At 71.1% G+C, this 14452-nt stretch carries 13 protein-coding genes; 5 read left to right on the top strand and 8 right to left on the bottom strand.

Annotated elements, in window-relative coordinates; genetic code table 11:
* The first annotated feature begins 73 nt into the window (after positions 1-73).
* Together AB0C38_RS12425 and AB0C38_RS12420 are read left to right on the top strand one after the other, a co-directional pair.
* Positions 74-817, top strand: a complete 744-nt coding sequence (locus tag AB0C38_RS12425) for a DeoR/GlpR family DNA-binding transcription regulator (protein WP_360670875.1) — start codon at positions 74-76, stop codon at positions 815-817.
* Entirely contained in the window at positions 814-2094 is a 1281-nt protein-coding gene (locus tag AB0C38_RS12420) for a 6-phospho-beta-glucosidase (RefSeq protein WP_360670872.1), read from the top strand. Before AB0C38_RS12425 ends, AB0C38_RS12420 begins: the two co-directional genes overlap by 4 nt.
* Here AB0C38_RS12420 and AB0C38_RS12415 read toward each other — a convergent pair.
* The gene (locus AB0C38_RS12415) at positions 2091-2816 is read right to left on the bottom strand and encodes a nucleotidyltransferase domain-containing protein (RefSeq protein ID WP_360670869.1); all 726 of its coding nucleotides are present in this window, start codon (positions 2814-2816) and stop codon (positions 2091-2093) included. The two genes, AB0C38_RS12420 and AB0C38_RS12415, sit on opposite strands and share 4 nt — an antisense overlap.
* Before the next feature lie 10 nt (positions 2817-2826).
* The gene (locus tag AB0C38_RS12410) at positions 2827-3540 is read right to left on the bottom strand and encodes an SDR family NAD(P)-dependent oxidoreductase (protein WP_360670866.1); all 714 of its coding nucleotides are present in this window, start codon (positions 3538-3540) and stop codon (positions 2827-2829) included.
* Between the two features lie 205 nt (positions 3541-3745).
* Here AB0C38_RS12410 and kstD point away from each other — a divergent pair, with 205 nt between their 5' ends.
* Complete coding sequence (kstD, locus tag AB0C38_RS12405; protein WP_360670863.1) at positions 3746-5479, top strand: 3-oxosteroid 1-dehydrogenase; 1734 nt, start codon at positions 3746-3748, stop codon at positions 5477-5479.
* On the opposite strand, the gene AB0C38_RS12400 is transcribed toward kstD, so the two are convergent.
* The 5 genes from AB0C38_RS12400 to AB0C38_RS12380 all read right to left on the bottom strand — a co-directional run bounded on the left by AB0C38_RS12400 (position 5476) and on the right by AB0C38_RS12380 (position 11880).
* Positions 5476-6504, bottom strand: coding sequence for an LLM class flavin-dependent oxidoreductase (locus AB0C38_RS12400; protein WP_360670860.1), 1029 nt, complete (start codon positions 6502-6504; stop codon positions 5476-5478). The genes kstD and AB0C38_RS12400 overlap by 4 nt on opposite strands.
* A 334-nt stretch (positions 6505-6838) precedes the next feature.
* The gene (locus AB0C38_RS12395) at positions 6839-8008 is read right to left on the bottom strand and encodes a Glu/Leu/Phe/Val dehydrogenase dimerization domain-containing protein (RefSeq protein ID WP_360670858.1); all 1170 of its coding nucleotides are present in this window, start codon (positions 8006-8008) and stop codon (positions 6839-6841) included.
* Positions 8005-8619 carry a TetR family transcriptional regulator C-terminal domain-containing protein gene (locus AB0C38_RS12390; RefSeq protein WP_360670855.1) on the bottom strand — a complete coding sequence of 205 codons (615 nt, stop codon included), beginning with the start codon at positions 8617-8619 and terminating at the stop codon, positions 8005-8007. The genes AB0C38_RS12395 and AB0C38_RS12390 overlap by 4 nt, the downstream gene beginning before the upstream one ends.
* A gap of 39 nt (positions 8620-8658) precedes the next feature.
* Positions 8659-9498, bottom strand: a complete 840-nt coding sequence (locus tag AB0C38_RS12385; RefSeq protein ID WP_360670852.1) for a hypothetical protein — start codon at positions 9496-9498, stop codon at positions 8659-8661.
* A 684-nt stretch (positions 9499-10182) separates the two neighbouring features.
* Positions 10183-11880 (bottom strand): TIGR03086 family metal-binding protein, encoded by a 1698-nt coding sequence (locus AB0C38_RS12380; RefSeq protein ID WP_360670849.1) that lies wholly within the window; start codon positions 11878-11880, stop codon positions 10183-10185.
* 83 nt (positions 11881-11963) lie between these two features.
* Between AB0C38_RS12380 and AB0C38_RS12375 the strand changes: the two genes are divergently transcribed.
* On the top strand, positions 11964-12593 hold the full coding sequence (locus AB0C38_RS12375) for a helix-turn-helix domain-containing protein (RefSeq protein ID WP_360670846.1): 630 nt from the start codon (positions 11964-11966) through the stop codon (positions 12591-12593).
* Positions 12594-12769: 176 nt separating this feature from the next.
* Positions 12770-13597 (top strand): hypothetical protein, encoded by an 828-nt coding sequence (locus AB0C38_RS12370; RefSeq protein WP_360670996.1) that lies wholly within the window; start codon positions 12770-12772, stop codon positions 13595-13597.
* Between the two features lie 72 nt (positions 13598-13669).
* Here the strand turns inward: AB0C38_RS12370 and AB0C38_RS12365 are convergent, their stop codons facing one another.
* Positions 13670-14413, bottom strand: a complete 744-nt coding sequence (locus AB0C38_RS12365) for a trypsin-like serine protease (protein WP_360670843.1) — start codon at positions 14411-14413, stop codon at positions 13670-13672.
* Positions 14414-14452: the final 39 nt, after the last annotated feature.

Here is a 14452-nt window from a genome sequence, read left to right as displayed (position 1 = left end):
AGATGCGCGGAATGCGCAAGGTTCGCTCAAACTCGTTCGCCGGTTGAGCGAGTTTGACTGCTATCGTCCCGGCATGCTGCCCCAGCGTCGTCACGAGCTGATCTTGCGGGCTCTCCGCGCGGAGGGCCCGGCGCCGGTCGGCGTGCTGGCCGAGCGGCTCGGCGTCAGCCAGGCGACCGTGCGCCGCGATCTCGGGCAGCTCGACCGTGAAGGCCGGCTGACCCGCGTCTACGGCGGGGCAATGGCGGCCGACGACGAGCCGTTCGCGCGCGTGGCCGCGGAGCGGGCCGACGACAAGGACGCCGTCGCCCGGCGCGCGGCCGGCCTGGTCGCCGACGGCGACACCGTGCTGCTCGACATCGGCACGACCGCGCACCGGCTGGCGCGGCACCTGCGCGACCGCGCGCTGACCGTGATCACCAGCAGTCTCGCGGTCTACGACGAGCTGAAGGACGCCGACGACGTCCAGCTCGTCCTCCTCGGGGGCGTGGTCCGGCGCAGCTATCACTCGATGGTGGGATTCCTGACCGAGGACGCGCTGCGCCAGGTGCACGCCGACACCGTCTTCCTCGGCACGAGTGGCGTCCGCGGCGACGGCCACGTGATGGACGCGACGGTCGTCGAGGTGCCGGTCAAGCGCGCGATGGTCGCCGCGGGCGACCGCGTGGTGCTGCTCGCCGACGCGGGCAAGTTCCCCGGCACCGGGCTGGCCCGGGTCTGCGGGCCGGACGCGCTCGACGTCGTCGTCACGACCACCGGCGCCGACGAGCAGACCTGTTCGGCCCTGTGCGAGGCCGGCGTCGAGGTGCTGCGATGAGGCTCGCGATCCTGGGCGGCGGCGGGTTCCGCGTGCCGCTCGTGCACGGCGCGTTGCTGACCGGCGGCGGGGTCACCGAGCTGGTCCTGCACGACGTCGAGCCCGGGCGGCTGACCGCGATCGAACGGGTTCTCGCCGAGCAGGCCGCGGGCGTCCCGGGCGCGCCGCGCGTGCGTACCACGACCGACCTGGCCGACGCACTGTCCGATGTGGACTTCGTGTTCTCCGCCATCCGCGTCGGCGGGCTGCGCGGCCGCCGTCTCGACGAGCAGGTCGCGCACGCGGAAGGCGTGCTGGGCCAGGAAACCGTCGGCGCCGGCGGGATCGCCTACGGGCTGCGGACCGTCCCGGTCGCCGTCGATCTCGCGCGAAAGATCGCCGAACTGGCGCCCCGGGCCTGGGTCATCAACTTCACCAACCCCGCCGGGATGGTCACCGAGGCGATGGCCGCGCACCTCGGCGGGCGGGTGCTCGGCATCTGCGACTCGCCGGTGGGGCTGTGCCGCCGTGTCGCGCGGGCCCTCGGCGTCGACCCGGCGACGGCGTGGTTCGACTACGCCGGCCTCAACCACCTCGGCTGGCTTCGCGCGGTGCGCGTGGGCGGCGAGGACGTCCTGCCGAAGCTGCTCGCCGACACCGATGCGCTGGAGTCGTTCGAGGAGGGGAAGCTTTTCGGCGCGGACTGGCTGCGTGCCCTCGGTTCCCTGCCCAACGAGTACCTGCACTATTACTACTTCGCGCGCGAAGCCATGAGCCCGCAGTCGCGCGGCGCCCAGCTGCTGGAGCAGCAACGCGGGTTCTACGCGGAACCTTCGCTGGCGTCGTGGGAGCGCACCCGCTTGGAGCGCGAAGCCACGTACATGGCCGAAACGCGTGAAGGAGAGCGTGACGATCTCGAAGGCGGCGGCTACGAGAAGGTCGCCTTGGCGTTGATGCGGGCCATCGCGCACGGCGAACGCGCGACGCTGATCCTCAACGTCCGCAACGGATCCGCACTCCCGGGCGTGCCGGAAGACGCGGTCGTCGAGGTGCCGTGCGTCGTCGATGCGAACGGTGCCCGGCCGCTGGCCACTGGGCCGTTGCCCGATCACGCGCTGGGCCTGGTGACGGCGGTCAAAGCCGTCGAGCGGGCGACGATCGAAGCGGCGACGACGGGCTCCCGCGCGTCGGCGCTGCGGGCGTTCGCGCTGCACCCGCTGGTCGACTCCGTCTCCGTGGCGCGGCGGCTGCTCGACGCCTACGTCGCCGCGCACCCGGAACTCGCTTACCTGGCTTAGGAAATCTCGCGCAGGAGGGGAGTCAGCCGGGCGGTCAGGTCCGCGTCGACGAGCTCGATCTCGCCGATCAGCAGCTCGGTGACGGCGTGGAACGGCCCGGCGAGGTCCCCGAGCCCGCCGACGAGCGTTGCCTCGAAAGGCCCTGTGACGTCGGCGGGCAGCTGGTCCAGGCCACGTCCCTCGCCCGCGGGCACGCCGTGCCGCACGCAAGCCAAGGCCAGCGCGTACTCCCGAACTCGGCCGATCATGTACTCGGCCTGCCAGCCCCGGCCGCGTTCGATGCTCGACCGCGCGTGCAGGGCGTGCAGCCAGGCCAGGTCGATCAGCCGCCGCGCGTCGGGAGGCGGCGACTGCGGACGGTCCTGCGGCGTGCCGAACAGCAGCCGGAACTTCGGCGTCGTCGCGCCGAAGTCCGCTTCCGGCCAGAACGCCAAGTCGACCTGCAAGGTGTTCGCCAACAGGAAGACGCGGAACACGGTCCGCTCGAACACGACATCCATGTGGTGCACCGCGCCGTGCTCGCGGTACATCCGCGCGGTGAAGTCCGCGAGCACCGGCTCGGGCTCGCCGGCGACGGCGAAGGCGAGGTCGATGTCCGACCACGCGTCTTCGGCGCCGAGCGCGGCCGAGCCGGTGAGCGCGGCGCCGGTGACGCGCTCGTCCGACCGGGCCGCCTCGACCAGTGCTTCGCGGAGCAGGGCCCGATCCCCCGGGGTGAACATGATCTCCAGGCTAGACCGCGGCCATCGCGTTGAACTCCGCTTCGGCTTCCTCACGGTCGTTGTACAGCGACCACGCCCGGTCCGCGATGTCGTCCGGGTCGAGGGTGCCCACCTTGAAGCCGTGGTCCTGCTTGGTGAACTCGCGGTGGATGTCGCCGCGCTCGATGAGGCCGCCGATCGTCAACGTTCCCGCGTAGACGCCCGTTTCGCGCAGTGCCGCGTGGAGCGTGAGGACGTACATGCGCAACGCCGCCGATGCCGGCGCCAGGCTGCCGAGCATCGCCATCGGGTACTTGCCGCTCAGGCCGCCGGCAAAGAGCAGCGAACCCGAGCCCCGCTTCAGCATGTCCGGCAGCACCGCTTCGACGAGCCGGGCCGCCGGGGACACGATCGCTTCGAACGGCGTGCGCAGGGCGTCGGCGCCCGCTTCGGTGAGCGGGGTGATGCCCGGTCCGGACGTCGCGTCGGCCGGGCCGAAGTACACCGTGTCGAGCTCGCCGGCTTCGGCCGTGATGCGCGCTAGAACCGCTTTCAGCTGAGCGGGGTCGGTCACGTCCGCCGCGTAGGTGTGCGTGGGGGTCCCGCCCAGGGACGCCCGGTAGCTCGCGTGCCGGGTGTCGGTGCGCGAGACCAGCGCTGTCGTGAAGCCTTCGCGGCCGAAGCGGCGGGCGATCGACAGGCCGAGCCCGGGTCCGACACCCAGTACGGCGATGACTTTCGGCAAGGGATCCTCCTCGAGAGAAATTGAGACTGTCCTCAAGTTATCCATAAGGTGAGGATGTCGTCAACTTGCTTGCCGGGTGCGGCGAATGTCGTCATGGGTTCGGATCAGTGGCCTACCGGGCTGCTCCAAGCGGGTAGAACATGTTCCAGTTTCCGGAGTGGACCGACACCATGACCTTCGCCGTTCCGCGAGCGAGGAGTGCGCCATGGATGCCGACCTGACCCGCCGCCAGATCCTGCGCGGCACCGCGGCGGGCGTGGGCCTCGCCGTGACGTCCGGGCTCGCGACGGCGCCGGCCGCCGGCGCCGCGCCCCTCGTGGGGGAGTACGACGTCGTCGTGGTCGGCTCCGGCGCGGCCGGGATGACCGCCGCGCTGACGGCGGCCAAGCGCGGGCTCAGCGTCGTCGTGGTCGAGAAGGCGCCGACGTTCGGTGGGTCCGCGGCGAGATCCGGGGCCGGGATCTGGATCCCGAACAACCCGGTGCTGCTCGCCGCCGGCGTGCCGGACACGCCGGCGAAGGCCGCGCAGTACCTCGCCGCCGTCGTCGGGCCGGACGTGCCGGCCGCGCGGCAGCAGGCGTTCCTGCGCAGTGGCCCCGAAATGATCGCGTTCGTCATGGCGAACAGCCCGCTGCGGTTCCGGTGGATGGAGGGCTACAGCGACTACTACCCGGAGCTTCCCGGCGGGTTGCCGAACGGTCGCTCGATCGAGCCGGACCAGTTCGACGGCAACCTGCTCGGCGCCGAGCTCGCGAACCTGAACCCGGCGTACCTCGCGACGCCGCCCGGGCTGGTCGTGTTCAGCGCCGACTACAAGTGGCTGAACCTGGCCGCGGTCAACGCGAAGGGCGCGGCGGTCGCCGCCACCTGTCTCGCCCGCGGCACGGCTGCCGCGCTGGCCGGGCAGAAGCCGCTCACCATGGGGCAGTCGCTCGCCGCCGGCCTGCGGGCGGGCCTGCTCGCGGCGAACGTCCCGGTGTTGCTGAACACGCCGTTGCTGGACCTGAACGTCGAAAACGGTGCGGTCACCGGGGTTCTCGTGCCGGGCGGAGTGGTGCGGGCCCGGCGTGGCGTGATCGTCGGCTCCGGCGGGTTCGAGCACAACGCCGCGATGCGCGCGCAGTACCAGCGGCAGCCGATCGGCACCGCCTGGACCGTCGGGGCCAAGGAGAACACCGGCGACGGCCACCGAGCCGGGCAGCGCGCCGGCGCCGCGCTCGACCTGATGGACGACGCGTGGTGGGGCCCGGCCATCCCGATCCCCGGCGACCCGTACTTCTGCCTGGCCGAGCGGACGCTGCCCGGCGGGCTGATCGTCAACCAGGCCGGAAAGCGGTTCGTCAACGAGGCCGCGCCCTACAGCGACGTCGTGCACACGATGTACGACAAGAACCCGACGGCGCCGGACATCCCCGCGTGGCTGGTCGTCGACCAGAGCTACCGGAGCAAGTACCTGTTCCGCGACACCCTGCCGCTGCTGCCGCTGCCGGACTCCTGGTACGCCGCCGGCGCGGTGGTCAAGGCGTCGAGCATCCAGGCCCTCGGCTCGGCGATCGGCGTGCCATCCGCCGCGCTTAAGTCCACTGTGGACCGGTTCAACGGCTTCGCCTGGTCCGGAGTGGACGGTGACTTCCGGCGCGGCGCGAGCGCGTACGACCACTACTACACCGACCCGCTGGTGCTGCCCAACTCCTGCCTCGCGCCGCTGTGGGCACCGCCGTTCTACGCGTTCAAGATCGTGCCCGGCGACCTCGGCACGAAGGGCGGCATGCGCACGGACGCCCGGGCGCGCGTGCTCCGCCCGGACGGCTCGGTGATCCCCGGCCTGTACGCGGCCGGCAACGCGAGCGCGGCGGTGATGGGGCACAGCTACGCCGGCGCCGGCTCGACCATCGGCCCGGCGATGACGTTCGGGTTCATCGCCGGGAACGACGTCTAGAACTCCTTCTGTACCAACGGAAGGACTTCGGTGCCGAGAAGTTCGATGGCGCGCATGACGTCCTTGTGCGGCACGCCCGACCAGTCCATCTGCAGCGCGTAGCGGTCCGCGCCGGTGAGCTTGCCGACGGTGATCAGGCGTTCGGCGATCTCCTGCGGGCTGCCGACGAACAGCGCTTGCGCGTTGTGGGTGTACTGGTCGAACTCGGCGCGGGTCGGGACCGCCCAGCCGCGGGCCTTCGCGCCGTACTTCATCGTTTCGAGCCAGTACGGGTAGAACTTTTCCTTGGCGTCCTGCGAGTTCTCGGCGATGAAGCCGATGGCGCTCATGGTGACGTGCAGGTCTTCTTTCTTGTGGTCGCCCGCTTCACCGGCCTGGCGGTAGAGGTCGACCAGCGGGGCGAAGCGCTCGGGGCGTCCGCCGATCACGGCGTACACCACGGGCAGGCCCAGCAGCCCGGCGCGGATGGACGACTCGGGGTTGCCGCCGGTGCCGATCGAGATGCGCAGGCGGTCGCCGTACGGCCGGGGCAGGATCCGCGCGTTCTCCAGCGGTGGGCGGAACTTGCCGGACCAGGTGAGCGGGTCTTCGCGGTCGATGCGCAGGAGGAGGGCGAGCTTCTCTTCGAAGAGTTCGTCGTAGTCGCCGAGGTCGTGGCCGAAGAGGGGGAACGACTCGGTGAACGACCCGCGGCCGGCGAGCAGTTCGGCTCGGCCGTGGCTGAGCTGGTCGAGGGTGGTGAACTGCTGGTAGACGCGGACCGGGTCCTCGGTGCTCAAGACGGTCACCGCGGAGCTCAGGGTGATCTGGTCGGTGATGGTTGCCGCCGCGGCCAGCACTGTGCCCGGGTTGGAGATCGCGTACTGGTCCAGGTGGTGCTCGCCGAGGCCGTAGAAGCCGAGGCCCAGCTCGTCGGCGAGTTTGATCCGCTCGAGGGTGTTGGCCAGCGTCTGCGCTACGGACGGTTGGTCGCCGGTGCTCGGGTCCGGTGCGCGGTCGCCGAAGCTGTAGATGCCGAGTTTCATAGAGCGTTCAACTATCTGGGGGCCGGATTCGTTCCCGGGTTGGCGGGGGCGAACGATCGTTCTTGTGGTGGGTGGGCGCGAACGGTCCGTTGGTGTCGCGAGAGGGCGAACGATCGTTCTTTCCGTGAGTGAGCCTGAGCGGTCGCTGCGGGTCGGAGGAGGGCGAACGATCGTTCTTTCTGGCGGGGTCGCGAGGTGTCCGGCGGAGCCACTGGTGAAAGGAAGAGCGAACGATCGTTCTTTCTGTTGAGGCGTGCGAACGATCCGCGGGCGCCGCCGGGTAGGGCGACCGGTCGTTCTTGCTGGGGGGCGCGCGAACGGTCCGTTCGCGCGCTCAGCCGAAGCGGGCCTGGATGGCATCGAGGTTCTTCTCCGAGAGCTGCAGGGCGGCGGCGCGGAGACTGAGCCCGTCGAGGGTGGCGCGCTCGAACATGCCCGTCACGAGTTCGCGCATCCGCGTCCGGACCTTGCCGAAGGCTTCGTCGGCGTCCGCGCCTACGTCGCCGAAGAGGGTCCACCACCACCAGGAGTTGGTCGCCGAATTGGCCACGAAGTCCGGCAGCACGCGGATGCCGCGGGCGTCGAGCAGGGCCTCGGCGTCGGCCGTCACCGGCATGTTCGCGGCCTCGACGATGAGCTTCGCGCCGATCTTGGCCTGGTTGTCGCTGTCGACGCAGTACGAGATCGCGGCCGGCACCAGGACCTCGGCCGGGACGTCGAGCCACGCTTCGGGCGGCAGGAGCTCGTCGCCCGGTTTGAGGTTGTCGCGGTCGATGCCGCCGAAGCGGTCGCGGTGGCGCAGCAGGTTCTCGACGTCGAGGCCGTCCGGGTTGACGATGACCCCGCGCACGTCCGAGACGCCGACCACCTGGAGGCCGGCTTCGGCGAGGAACCGCGCCGTGGCGCCGCCCATCGAGCCGAAGCCCTGGACGACGACGCGGTTCGGGCCGCCGAGCCCGAGCATTTCGAGCCCGGTGAGCGTGGCCTGGGCGACGCCGAGGCCACCGACCAGCTCGTCGAGCCCCAGGCCGCCGACTTCAATGCGGAAGGCGTCCGCCAGCCGTTCGGTCGCCGCCTCGCGGTCTTCGAGCAGCGGGTAGACCGCCTGGACCGAGCTGAGCAGGCCGATTTCCGTGATGACGCCGTCGATGACGTCCTGCCGCAGGCCGAGGTCCTCGCCCATGGTCCAGTAGCGCTCGATGAGCGGGCGCATGGCGTGCAGGTAGCGGGCGACGACGTCGCGGGCGCGCTCGTCGTACGGGTCGAAGTCGATGCCGCCCTTGGCGCCGCCGAGCGGGATGTACCGGCCGTGGGGGTCGTAGTTGAGGCCCTCCTTGAGGGTCATGCCTCGCGCCAGGCCCCGGACCTCGAAGAGCGTGCAGCCACGGCGCATCCGCAGGCCCCCGCTGGCCACGCCGCGGACCAGCCGGTCGATCACCAGGTAGCCCCGGCACCCGGTGACCGGGTCGGTCCAGGCCACTTCGAGCAACGCCGGCTCGGTCATCGGCCCTCCGCGGTCAGCGCCGGTTCGGCCTGGCCGAGCTCGTGGGCCAGCGCCTGGCCGACCCACCGGGCGCAGTCGTCGGCGGTGACGGTGCCCGCGCGCGCGACGAACTGCACGGCGAGCCCGTCGAGCAGGGCGGTCAGGCGCCACGCCGCACCGTACGGGTCCGGGCACCGGAACTCGCCGGCGGCGACGCCTTCGGTGATGAGCGAGACGACGGCGTCGCGCCACCGCAGGTCGAGCCGCTGGACGACGTCCCGCAGCTCGGTGTCGCGCATCGCGGCGGCGCCGGCCTCGATCCACAGGTGCCAGCCGGCGGTGGGCTTGGTCGGCCCGTAGAGGACGAGCACGGCGCGCAGCCGTTCACCGGCCGGGCCGGGGCGGGCGAGCTCGTCGCGCAGGACGGCGAGGTTGCGCTCGGCCGCGTGCCGGAAGGCCTCGATGATGAGGGCTTCGAGGGTGCCGAAGTGGTAGAAGACCAGCGCGGTGCTGACGCCGAGGTCCTTGGCGACGTCGGCGGCCCGCACCCCGGCGATGCCCCGCAGCCGGACCTGGTCGAGCGCGGCGAGCAGGATCTCCTCCCGCCGGACGGCGACCTCCTTGCGCTTCATGGGGTAACGGTACCTACCGCGGGAACACCCGGAAGTCGGTCAGGCACCCAGTTCCCGGACGAGCGCCCGCAGCCACGGCCCGGCGATCGCGGGTTCGGCGGAGATCGTCCGGACGAGCCGATCGCGCACCCGGTCGGACCGGCCGGCGTCGACGAGCGCGAACGCTTCGGCCAGCGCGCGGCGCGTCGCCTTGCCGTGGTCGGGGGTCCGGACGGTCTCGTCGGTCCAGCGCTGCCGCGGGAAGGACGGGGTCAGCTTCGGCTGGTCGTTGCCGAAGTAGAACCAGACGTCCCGCTCGAGCGACACGTTCCGAACAGCCGCGGCGGGCAGTTCGCGGGTCCAGGCGACGTCCTCCTGCCACCGCCAGACGTCCGGGCGGATCGGCTGGCGAAGGGTGACGCCGAGGAACCGCAGCTTGCGCCGGATGACGTGCCACGTTTCGCGGTCTTCGTCGATCCAGTCCCTGAGCTGGACGTACAGCTCGGTGAAGGTGTCGCCTTCGTAGACGAGGTCGGCGAACACGGTCGGCCGGGTCCCGCGGGCGAGCGAGTGGGGCGTGATCCCGGCGGCGGCAAGGTGTTCGCGCAGCAGCTGCACATCCCGGCGGCCGAACCCGTGCCGTGGCTTGAGAGAGAGCGGAAGCTGGTGCACGCGATCCTGCCACGACGTGTGTTCGAGGGCGCCGCCGAGCAGGTCGTGCATGCTGTCCAGCGACCGGCCGACGAAGTGGAGTTCGCCGTCACCGCAGCGGGCGAGGACCTTGGCGGTGCAGGTGGTGAGGTCGTCGAGGTACCAGAGATGCGGCTTTTCGGCGTTGTCGAGGAGCGACCCGACCTGGTCGGGACGCACCAGGTCCCACCGGAACGGTCGGTTCGTCATGGGGCCCAGGGTAGGTTCGGGAATTGTTGGGAGGCAACGGATTTTTGGGGGAGTCCGATGTGGTCGCCGCGGCAGGGATCGGCTTTCGGCTGCGGAGCGGTCGGGTGGGTTGAGGTGCCACTGCGGGAACGGTGAGCTATCGGCGGCCGCGGAAAGAACTCAGTGGAACGGTGGCTGCTGGGGGATTTGCATTGGTGGAAGGGATTTTGTGGTCGGGTGGCTCGGAGCGAAATCGCCGGGAGACCGAGAGAGTGAACAGCGGGGGAGGACTCGGCTGCGGTGGCGCTGGGTGGTCGCCGCTGCGGGGATTGCGGTGGCGGGGTGCTGCCGAGCGGGCCTAGGTGGGATCGAGATGACTAGCCGCGGCTGACAGCTGCCCGCCGGAGACGACAGTCGAGCCGCGGCGGGCGGTTCGGCCGGGACTGCTGGGCCGAGGAACCGCTCTCGCGGTTCCTCGGCCAGGGGCGTGGCCGCGGGTGGCGAGGCCCGGGGGCTGGGGGATGTGGCTGGGGTCCGGGAGGTGGGTCCGGAGGCGAGCCCCGGACGTGAGGCTCGGAGGCGGGCCCCGGTGGCCTCCGGAGGTGAGACCCTGGAGGCGGGCGCCGGAGGCAAGCCCTCGGAGGCGAGCGCCAGAGGTGATACCCCGGAGGCGAGCGCCGGAGGTTAGGCCCGGAGCCATGATCCTCAAGCCGTCCAGTTGGGGTTGCGGCCCAGGTAGCGCAGCAGCTCTGATGCCGCGTCGTCGGCTGCCGGGCCCTTCAGGGCCGGGGCGTACGCGAACCCGCGCAGGGGCTCCGCCAGCTCCTTTGCCGTCGGCAGCAGGGCTTCCGCCAGTTCCGTTGTCAGCGGGGACTTCTGGCCCGTTGCCGTCGCGATGTCCCATGCGTGCACCGCTGCGTCCAATGCCGCCGCTCCTACCGCCAGCGCCGCCGGGAGGGCGCCCTGCGGGAGGGGGGTCGGTACCGCCTGCGCATCCGGGGAGACCGTTGCGAATGCTGCGGCCGCCGCGGCCAGTTTGGGTTCCAGGAATGCCGGTACGTCCTCGAGCTCGCCCGACGGCTCGAACGGGTTGAAGTCCGGGCCCGGCTCTCCCGTGATGAATGCCGCGTAGCCCTGCTGGTCGCCGCCTGCGTGCTGGAGGACCTGGGTCACCGTCCACTCCGCGCACGGGGTCGGGAGCCCGCCGTCCGTCACGCCCGCCGCCGCTGAGCGCAGGGCCTCGTGGGCCGCCGTCAGGAGGGGCCAGGGCGACGACAGCCCCGCGAAGAAGCCGCGGATGTCCGCGACCAGGATTTCCGGTGCCTCGTGCGCCGAGTAGTGGCCGGCCGCGTCGCGGGGGCCGCCGGTGCCCGAGCGGGCGTCGTACCTGTTCCAGCTGACGATGTTCGCGTGGTCGCGCTCGGCGAAGCGGCGGATCGACTGGAAGTCGCCCGCGAACATCGCCAGGGCGGTCGGGACCGTGGTCGGGGCCGACGGGTGCGGCGGCGTCTGCGCGTCTTCGAAGTAGAAGCGGATCGACGAGCCACCCGTGCCCGTCAGCCAGTACAGCGCCACGTTCGCGAGCACGAAGTCCGCGTCGAGGTGCTCGCCGAACAGCTGGGCGTTCCACGCCAGCAGCGCCAGCGGGGAGTCGGCCAGCGCGAAGGCGAGGGTGTGCGGCTGCTGGCTGTGCAGCGTGTTGAAGGAGAACATGTTCTCGTAGAACCACTGCAGGTGCGCGAGCGCCGCCTGGTCGGCCTCGCTCAGGTCCGCCATCTCGGCCGGGTCGCCGGATGGGAACGAGAACAGCTGCGTGACGTGCACGCCAACGACCTTCTCCGGCGCGAGCCGCCCGATCTCCGGCGAGATCATCGAACCCGCGTCGTTGCCCGCCGCGCCGTAGGACTCGTAGCCCAGCCGGCTCATCAGCTCCGCCCACGCCGCCGCCGTGCGGTGCGTGCCCCAGCCCGCCGACCGGGTCGGGCCCGAGAACCCGAAGCCGGGCAGCGACGGGATCACCAGGTGGAACGCCGGCGCGGCGGCCGACTCCGGCTCGGTCAGCGGGCCGATGACGTCGAGGTACTCGGCGATCGAGCCCGGCCAGCCGTGCGTCAGCACCAGCGGTGTCGCGTCCGCCCGGGACGAGCGGACGTGCAGGAAGTGGATCGTCTCGCCGTCGATCTCCGTGACGAACTGCGGGTACGCGTTGAGCCGCGCCTCGAACGCCCGCCAGTCGAACTTCTCCAGCCAGTGTTCGGCCAGCGCGCGGACCCGCTCGTTCGTGACGCCGTACTCGGCGGGCAGGTCGTCCGGCCAGAGCGCCCGCTGGAGACGGCCTCGCAGGTCGTCCAGGGCGGACTGGGGGATCTCGGCGCGGAACGGGCGAAGGGCGGGGACCGTCATGACTGCTCCTCAAGGTGGAACGGAATGCTTCGTTCCGAACTGTACCAGAGCGGAATGATCCGTTCCAGTGCTAATCTCGACTCATGCCCGAGACCGCCTTGCCGGGTCGCCGCGCCCAGGCCGCCCGCAACGACTTCGTCATCCTCGACGCCGCCCGCCAGGTCTTCCTCGTGGACCCGAAGGCGCCGATCTCGCACGTCGCCGAGCGCGCGGGCGTCGGGATCAGCGCCCTCTACCGGCGGTACCCGAGCAAGGAGTTCCTGCTCTGCAGGCTCTGCCACGACGGCCTCCGCACCTTCATCGCCGAAGCCGAGGCCGCCGACGAGGAGCCGGACGGCTGGACGGCGCTCACCGGCTTCCTCGGCCGGGTGGTCGATGCCGACGTCCACTCGCTGACCGTCCACCTCGCGGGCACGTTCACCCCGACCGAAGAGATGGGCGCCGACGCGCGCCGGGCGAACGAGCTGTCGGCGGGCCTCTTCGCGCGGGCGCGCGGGACCGGGCGGCTCCGCCACGACGCCGTCACCGAGGACATCGGCATGATCCTCGAGTGCTGCGCCGCGATCCGCGTCGACGACGCCGAGCGCACCGCCGAGCTGCGCCGCCGCTACCTCGCGATGCTCGTCGAGGGGCTGGAAGCGGGAAAAGACCGCGACCTGCCGGGCCCGCCGCCGCGCCCGGGTGAGATGAACGGGCGCTGGCGACCGTCCTGACGGCCGTGCCGCGGCGCGTCCGGATGGCGGTAACGAATGCCGGTTTTGCGACGACTGATCAGCGTCGGCTGTCCACCAAGACCACGCAACATCTGTCAGAGCGGCATTCCCCGGACCGAAACGGCGAGATCACGACTATGCAACGTATCTGGCGAAGAACCACGATCCTGTCCTCGGTGGCCGCACTGGCCACGGCATTCATCGCGATGGCGCCCGCCGCACAGGCGGACGTGCCCTCCAGTTCCGTCGAAGTCAGCACCACCACGGTGCTCCCGGGACAGACGTTCACCATCTCGGAAACCGTGCACAACGACCGCGATTTCGCGATCAGCTTCGCCAAGGCGGCCCTTTACGGCACGCCGACCCCGATCACCGACATCGTCGACGTCGTTTCCTGCACCAACACGACGGCGGTCGGCTGTTTCCAGGCCGGGAGCAGCTACCGCGCCGCGTTCGGCGACCTCGAGGCGGGCGGCACGAAGACCACGGTGTGGACCTTGCGCGTCAAGGACACCGCCGCACCGGGCCCGTTCACGCTGCAGCACCAGTTCGTCGGCGACAACTACTCCTTCGACACCTACGACGGCCCGGTGATCACGGTCGGCAACCCGGCGACCAACGCCGACGTCAAGGTCGCGCTCGCCGCGACCGGCCACGGCGGCCTGAGCGCACGCATCGACTACACGGTGACCGTGACGAACACCGGCCCGTCGGCCGCGTCCGGGATCCGTGTCGTGGCAACGTATGCGTCGGGCCTGTCGTTCGGCAGCGCCACCGGCTGCACCCGCGTGGGCAGCACCCGGGCGCTGAACTGTGACGTCGCTTCACTGGCGTCCGGTGCTTCGGCGACGGCGAAGTTCTCGGTCAACGGCGGCCTGCTGGCGCTCGGCTCGTACACCACGACGGCGGTGCGCACGGCCAGCTCGCCGACGGATCCCAATGGTGCCAACGACAGCGCGTCCAAGACGTGCTCGGCGCTCACCGGGCTCATCGTGACCTGCTGAGGGCTCGCGAGAGGTGAACCGGGCTCGTGTCCTCCGCCAGGGACACGGGCTCGGTTCGCGTTTCCAGCCGTTTCAGCCGGTGACCGAGGCGTACAGCTTCGCGATGTCGTCGTCGAAGTACGCGCTGTAGGAGACGTCCGGGGTGTCGCCGCCGAGCTGGTAGCCGCCGATGACCCCGATGACCGCGCCGCCGGTCACCCACGGGCCGCCGCTGGTGCCGTCCGGGAAACCGGGGCACGCGACGCGCAGCTGGTAAGTCTCGAACCGGGTGGTGGTGCCGGTGCACACCACCGGGGAATCGGTGGTGTCGGGGTAACCCGTCAGGGTGATCGCGTGGTCGAATCCGCGGCCGGTACCGAGAACATTCGCGCCGGTCAGGCTTTCCAGCGAAGCCGGGTTTCCCGGCTGCTGAACGGTCAGGAACGCGAAGTCCAGATCCGGGTCGGCCGAGGACGTCCAGCCATCCGCGACGGCGACGCCGGTGACCGTCCACATTCCCAGCGGCGCGACGCCGTCGTGGTAACCGGGGGCGAAGGACATTCCGGATTGGACGCAGTGCGCGGCCGTCAGGACCAGGTCCCCGGCGCCGGAATGCACGACGCTCGCCGTGCAGAAATGGCTTCCGTTCGCGAACAAGGCCCCGACCGGGGAAACGGTTTTCGCCGATACCGGCGGAGTGGCCGAAGTGGACGGAGAACCGACCGCGGCATACGCGTCGTCGGCGGTCGTGTCCGTGCCCGCGACGAGGCCGGCGCCGAGCACCAGCACGGCCGCCGCGGCCGCGAGCGCGGGCCTCAGGAACTTGATCGCCACCACTCCAGATCACCACACCGCGGCCCGGATGGCAGCGCAACG

Source organism: Amycolatopsis sp. NPDC048633 (assembly GCF_040650695.1).
In the GTDB taxonomy this organism is placed as follows: Bacteria; Actinomycetota; Actinomycetes; order Mycobacteriales; family Pseudonocardiaceae; genus Amycolatopsis.
This window is presented reverse-complemented; position numbering and strand designations above follow the sequence as displayed.

Coding starts and splice junctions, on each gene's coding strand:
- AB0C38_RS12425 (WP_360670875.1), top strand. CDS start 74: ATGCTGCCCCAGCGTCGTCACGAGCTGATCTTGCGGGCTCTCCGCGCG.
- AB0C38_RS12420 (WP_360670872.1), top strand. CDS start 814: ATGAGGCTCGCGATCCTGGGCGGCGGCGGGTTCCGCGTGCCGCTCGTG.
- AB0C38_RS12415 (WP_360670869.1), bottom strand. CDS start 2,816: ATGTTCACCCCGGGGGATCGGGCCCTGCTCCGCGAAGCACTGGTCGAG.
- kstD (WP_360670863.1), top strand. CDS start 3,746: ATGGATGCCGACCTGACCCGCCGCCAGATCCTGCGCGGCACCGCGGCG.
- AB0C38_RS12400 (WP_360670860.1), bottom strand. CDS start 6,504: ATGAAACTCGGCATCTACAGCTTCGGCGACCGCGCACCGGACCCGAGC.
- AB0C38_RS12395 (WP_360670858.1), bottom strand. CDS start 8,008: ATGACCGAGCCGGCGTTGCTCGAAGTGGCCTGGACCGACCCGGTCACC.
- AB0C38_RS12390 (WP_360670855.1), bottom strand. CDS start 8,619: ATGAAGCGCAAGGAGGTCGCCGTCCGGCGGGAGGAGATCCTGCTCGCC.
- AB0C38_RS12385 (WP_360670852.1), bottom strand. CDS start 9,498: ATGACGAACCGACCGTTCCGGTGGGACCTGGTGCGTCCCGACCAGGTC.
- AB0C38_RS12380 (WP_360670849.1), bottom strand. CDS start 11,880: ATGACGGTCCCCGCCCTTCGCCCGTTCCGCGCCGAGATCCCCCAGTCC.
- AB0C38_RS12375 (WP_360670846.1), top strand. CDS start 11,964: ATGCCCGAGACCGCCTTGCCGGGTCGCCGCGCCCAGGCCGCCCGCAAC.